Origin of the sequence: Shimia fortis (genome assembly GCF_040225985.1) — a bacterium.
Classification (GTDB): domain Bacteria; phylum Pseudomonadota; class Alphaproteobacteria; order Rhodobacterales; family Rhodobacteraceae; genus Shimia.
Window position 1 is genome coordinate 1 of sequence record NZ_JBBPEU010000032.1, and the last position, 3,817, is coordinate 3,817.

Sequence of the window (3,817 nt, forward strand, 5' to 3'; positions counted from 1 at the left end):
TACCGCCCGCCGGCGCCGGAAACCATCATCCCGATGGAACCCAGGCCAATCATGCACTAACATTCAAACTGGACCACTTAGGTGGGGCTGATCAGTGTCGACTGATACTGACCATATCAGCGCTTCTTCCGGTGACAGAGTGGCGCTGGTCGATAACGTAACTCTCGTTGTGGGGAGATCAAAGCTCATGAGACTGTTTTTGCTATTTATCTGCTTCGCCTTCACTGTAGGCTTGGGCTCCTCTGCTGATGCCGATGACGAAACACCCCGTGTGCAGGCAAAAACATTCTTTTCGAAGGATCCAATCTATCGCGAGCGATTGAGTTTTATTGAAGCGCGGGTCGAAGCGGGATTCACACCAATTCAAAATGCCAACCCTGAATTGGCAAACAAATTTCACAGTGAAGTCATGTCTTTGATCCTAGATATTCCGTCAGAGGAATGGCTCTCGGCAAGCAATGTTGTCTTGAATGTCCCAAAAGGAGAGCAGTTTGTTGTTCAGGATATTCTCGATCTGATTGATACGGCGACTTTTTTTGGGTTCGACTACGTGGCTCAATTCGCCGCCGGACTACTGTTTCACTTTGATGAGGAGATGGCCAAAAGATTTGTTGGCGAACTTGATGTACCTTCAAACTGGCAGATAGCGCTTCGCAGTTTAGACAGGGCTGCGATGGATGCCGTAGCTGCGCAAATACTATCTGACAGGGCGATTGCTCAATCGGATAACCACTACTCCTTCTTTGATCAGATGAGAATAAAGAAGATAGCTGCGGTCGAGTTCCTTCTGGATAAAGAAGTACTCATTTGGATGGGAACTCGAAGGTTATCCGACTTGAGCATGGCAGTTTCGGGTGGTGACTACTGGGAAGATGTGGCCCTCCAAAAAGTTTTGGACGAAACTGAATGGCAGGCTGAAGCAGTATTTATCTCAAGCGAAAGAGCTGGGTTCTTTTCCGGAACCATTCCTGGATCTATTGTTTGCACGTTGCAATGCAAGTCGCTTCAAAACCTCACCGCCACCGGCATAGAGATTTTTTATCCAATGGTTCCGGCATCAGCCATCCTTGAAGTCGCGCGTGCATTACATGCGAGAATTGAGGGCGGCCATCAAGCAGTTAACGTCAATGATCTGCTTATAGAGCTGGCGGGATTGGCTGATGGAAAGCTTGGTGGTCTCTCTATTTTGGAGATCTTGAAGGCCGACGATGCAATGATCGGTGAGATTATGTCCAGCGTCACGACTGGATCCTTCAAGGGCACGGCCAGCCTGCTATACACAGCGACTTTCAAGCAAGGGAGGAGAGTATATGACATCTATTCAACGATTCATGATTTCAATGACTTCCTTCACGGCTGCATTGGCGATTGCTGGCAGGGTGATGTAAATGTGAACTTGGAAGGTCTTTGGGCACTCCGCTTTGATGAATTCGGTTTTCTTGATGGAGTACTCGAAGCCAACGGATTTGACGTAGGTGAATTCAAAGACGAGAAACAAGATACCCGTAGGTATTCACACGAAAAGGAAAAACACCGCTCAATAAGCGTAGAAAGGATCTCGCCCGATGGCGAAGCGAAACCCGACGAACTTTATGGTTGGGATGAAAGATGGGACGACAAATTCATCGACGATTCGCCAAATCGTGAACATGGCGGTGACGAAGCAAATAGGGAGCGTAACCCAGATTCAGGCATCAGTGTCAGGGCAGGCGATAAGGAGCCTCGGCGGATCTCATCCTACAGTTTGGTTAATCTAATCGGCGCAGGCGACTCGATTGATAACTACTCTCCGGAGACGCAGAAAAAGACGCGAAACGCTGCGAAGGCCACACGAGACTATTTGCAGGCGCAGGACGAAGCAGATTACGCCGCTGTGGCTGCTGATTTCGCAGAAGGGGCGGGCGATGTCGAAACGAAGACACGTGCTGACCAGAAGCAAAAAGAGGCAGATGAAAAGGCGGCCAAAGCCAAGGCTGCGACTGAGGCTGCATTAAAGGCGCAGGAAGAAGAAAGAAAAGAGCAGGAGAGGCAAAAGCAAGAGGCAGAGCAAAAGACGCAGGTCAATATTCAAGTTGCTTACGTCCTGCCGCCACACTTGGACGATGTCGGTGGCCACGACAACCTGTCAATTTGGGAGTTAAAGAGACTTCTCCGCTGGGTGCGTTGCATAAAAGTGAACTGCACGCTCATCAATGTGGCACCTGGTTTGCAGCCGCAACGTGGCTTTCCAGCGACTCTCAAAATGACAGCACAAGAGGTCTTCTGCATGCATGCGATCTGCATACCTGATCCCGATGGTGAGCATGGCAACGCTATTTCCAAGGAGCAATACGAGGCTTTTCTGTTAAATGAATGGTGCAAGCGCGCGAATGATCCAGAAAACTGCAAGGCGGCGGTGCCTCCAAACTTGAGAGAACTTGTGAAAACTCTTGAAGAAGAGCAGATAAAGAAGTTTCTCCGGAAATGGTGTGGGGTCAATCCGTTGGCTGTCCAATTCAAGCGGCCAGCTGTGGCTAACGGCATTGAAATTCCCAGGATTCAAGTACAAAGCGGAGGTCGGGTAGTGACCATGCCGGACTTTGCCCGAATTGAAGAATCTTTGGTGTCTAGAAATCCCAGAGTTGCGAGCATCCCGATGCGCGGAGGAGTTTGTCCATAGTAAATGGACATTCACCTTGACGCCGAATGACGTCGCATTGGGAGTTCTCCAGTTTCTCTTTTTGACACCCTTTTCTTTTCTGCAAGCTGAAAATTTTCTCTTTTTGATTGCCTATTTTATGAAAACGTCTTCCAATTTGGGCGGGGCGCCTCCGCGGTCCTGACCCGCCTGCCGGGCAATGACGAAAATCGCGGTTAAGACGAAGCTAAAACCAAAAAAATTCGTTTCCGTTCTTCCTGGAGAGCTGGAGCCTGGCCCACTTTCTAGAAAAAAGGATCGAAACGATGACTGTTATCACACCAACCGGTAAGCTACTTGAGCGTCTCCGTGCTTCTGCACAGGAGCAACATTGGCGCAATAGACACAATAGACACTGCGCAGTTTATACCCAGATTCTCAACGACATAGCTTTTGAAGAGCTTAAGGAAATTGATGCGTTTCGACATCCAACACATGTCTCGACCAAATCTGACCTTGGCATGGATGCGGAGGTGACTCGTCAGCCAGCAAATTGCTGGGAACAACTGTCCAGCGAGTGCTTTGTGTTGGATGTCGAAACGCGTTCCCTGACGTCTTTGCCAAGAATGCTGCCACTGAACCAAGAATACCAAGTGCCCGCGCTCCAAGTACTTTGGACGGAGGTGTCAACGGCGGTGCAAAAACCTGCCACAGGGGCGGAGCAAAAGTCGGCCAGTTTAGTGGGTGCGCCCTGGGGCGTGCGGCCCTCAAATAGCAGGCACGTTCCAAGGCGCATTGGCCGTCAGGCCAATTGTTCAGATTTCAGGTTGACGGATTGCCGAGGCGTGCGCGGCTCTGGTTGAGGCGGTAGCTTTCGCCATTCATTTCCAGGATGTTCACGTGATGGGTCAAACGATCCAGCAGGGCGCCGGTGAGACGTTCTGTGCCGACCGTAGCCAACCAGTCCCTCGACCTTGCCTTTATCATTCCCCTTGCCGGGACGGCCATAACGGTCATCGATAGTGAACGACCACTGGTGTCGGTGTCTCGTTCAATTGATTGCCAACACTACACTTGAGATCAAAAAACAATCTGGTCGGCTATACTGATCCTCCCCCACTGAAGTGGTCCGCCCCTATAGTTGGGAAACGGAGGATCAAACATGGGAATCAAACGACACAAGCCGGAAGAGATTGTCAC

Annotated in this window: 2 protein-coding genes; one reads left to right on the forward strand and one right to left on the reverse strand. The window is 50.2% G+C overall.

Annotated features, from left to right (window positions below):
* Positions 1-187: 187 nt before the first annotated feature.
* Entirely contained in the window at positions 188-2,659 is a 2,472-nt protein-coding gene (locus WNE31_RS18335) for a hypothetical protein (RefSeq protein ID WP_349981389.1), read from the forward strand.
* A gap of 780 nt (positions 2,660-3,439) precedes the next feature.
* Here the strand turns inward: WNE31_RS18335 and WNE31_RS18340 are convergent.
* The gene (locus tag WNE31_RS18340; RefSeq protein WP_463407446.1) at positions 3,440-3,577 is read right to left on the reverse strand and encodes an ATP-binding protein; all 138 of its coding nucleotides are present in this window, start codon (positions 3,575-3,577) and stop codon (positions 3,440-3,442) included.
* Positions 3,578-3,817 lie beyond the last annotated feature (240 nt).

Excerpts from the sequence above, each read along its gene's own strand:
- WNE31_RS18335 (WP_349981389.1), top strand. The coding sequence starts at position 188 with ATGAGACTGTTTTTGCTATTTATCTGCTTCGCCTTCACTGTAGGCTTG.